The sequence below is a fragment of the Candidatus Glomeribacter gigasporarum BEG34 genome (genome assembly GCF_000227585.1).
GTDB classification, from domain to species: Bacteria; Pseudomonadota; Gammaproteobacteria; order Burkholderiales; family Burkholderiaceae; genus Glomeribacter; species Glomeribacter gigasporarum_B.
In genome coordinates this window covers 1-1899 of the sequence record NZ_CAFB01000110.1, presented here as the reverse complement: position 1 = coordinate 1899, position 1899 = coordinate 1, and the positions used below count along the sequence as shown (strand labels likewise).

Below are 1899 nucleotides of genomic sequence, written 5' to 3'. Positions count from 1 at the left end.
TGCTGGCGCTGGTCTTCTTTTCGGCGCGCGCGGCTGCGCTTGCCCGGCGGTTTTTCAAACTCCATGCCAGGCGGCAGCGGCGCCATCAGAGGCTGCTTTTGTGGTGGATCGTTAGATGAAGCCGTTGAAGAGGGCGCATTTTGCGCCGCCGGAAGCCCGCCAAAAGACGCATGCCCGAACATTTTTTCAAACGCGGGCTTGGCCGGTGCAACCGTCTTTCCTGCTGAACGGTCTGAGCCACCCGGGCGGTTTGAATCGACGGAATGCGCGTTTTGATCCATGCTCGCCATTGAAAAAACGATGAATCCCAGGACCATCAAGCCAAGCAGTAAGATCGCGCACTTCGCCTTTGAGGAGAGCCGAGTGACACCCGTGAGCGCGCCTTTCAGTCTGAACGCCTCGTCGAGCTTGAAGTGACGCAGGGAAAATCACTGAAAAATGCTCTAGAACCCGCGCGACGGAATGTCTGGCGCCTAATTCTAGCGGGCGGCGCGGCGCTTGGGTCCGAGGCTGCGCAGTGGCTGGGACAGCCCGGCGCGGTTTCCGCCGGGTTGGCGCTCCTTGCCATTCTGGCCTGCGGTGTGTCCGTCTATCAAAAGGGCGGACGCGCGATCCGCGCTTTCCAGTTCAATATCTATGCTTTGATGAGCATCGCGGTGACCGGCGCCTGTTTGCTGGGTCAATGGCCTGAGGCGGCGATGGTGATGGCGTTGTTCACCCTCGCCGAATGGCTTGAGGCGCGCGCGCTTGGCCGCGCGCGGCACGCGATGGATATGCTGATGCGTCTGGCGCCGGACAAAGCCCTCGTCCAGCAGGCAAACGGCCATTGGCAGGAAATGGAGGCCAAAGACGTTGCCGCGGGAAGTAGGGTGCGCGTTGCGCCCGGCGCGCGGATTGCGCTCGACGGCATTGTCCTCAAAGGCCGCTCCGCCGTCAATCAGGCCGCGATCACAGGCGAAAGTCTGCCGGTTGAAAAGGCCGAGGGCGATCATGTCTTTGCGGGGACGGTGAACGGCGCGGGCGCGCTGGAATACCGCACAACCGCAGCGGCCAGCCATACGACGCTTGCGCGCATTATTCATGCGGTCGAACACGCACAGGGCGCAAAAGCGCCGACCGTGCGCTTGATCGACCGTTTTTCTCGCCTGTATACCCCCGCTGTACTCGTGGCCGCCTTTGCCATTGCCTTTGCCGGCCCGTGGATTTGGGGCGGCGGATGGGTCGGCTGGATTTACAAGGCGCTGGTTTTGCTGGTGATCGCCTGCCCTTGCGCGCTGGTGATTTCGACGCCGGTCACAATCGTGAGCGGTCTGGCCGCGTGCGCGCGGCGCGGCATCCTGATCAAGGGCGGCCTGTATCTGGAAGAAGGCCGGCGCTTAAAACGGCTCGCCTTCGATAAAACCGGCACGCTGACCTGCGGCCAACCCGTTCAGACGGATTTTGAAACATGGGCGCAGGTCGATGCGCGCACATGCTGCGCGCGCGCGGCCGCTCTGGCGGCAGGTTCTGATCATCCTGTATCGCAGGCCATCGTCCAGCATGTCTCTGAACAGGGAATTATCCCGCGCGCGACGGACTCGATGGAAGCGCTGCCCGGATACGGTCTGCGTGGCGCCATCGGCGGCAAAGCGTACGCGCTTGGCAATCACCGCCTGGTTGAAATGCTCAAGCGTTGCTCGCCGCGCCTTGAGGCGCGCATCCGCGCCTTTGAACAGGAAGGCAAAACCGTGGTTATGCTGCTCGATGAGCGGCAAGTGCTCGCCCTGTTCGCCGTTGCCGATACGGTCAAGGAGAGCAGCCGCGCGGCGATTGCCAGTCTGCACGCGCTCGGCGTCAAAACGGTGATGCTCAGCGGCGATAACCACGATACGGTGCGCGCGATTGCGCGGCAGGTTGGCA

Annotated in this window: 2 protein-coding genes; one reads left to right on the top strand and one right to left on the bottom strand. The window is 62.6% G+C overall.

The window, feature by feature from the left end; all coding sequences use genetic code 11:
* A partial coding sequence (locus CAGGBEG34_RS09260) for a hypothetical protein (protein WP_420885906.1) occupies window positions 1-317 on the bottom strand: 317 nt, incomplete at its 3' end.
* A 96-nt stretch (window positions 318-413) separates the two neighbouring features.
* On the opposite strand from CAGGBEG34_RS09260, the gene CAGGBEG34_RS09255 reads away from it, so the two are divergent.
* Window positions 414-1899, top strand: a 1486-nt coding sequence (locus tag CAGGBEG34_RS09255) for a heavy metal translocating P-type ATPase (RefSeq protein ID WP_158641874.1), incomplete at its 3' end; no start/stop codon positions are given.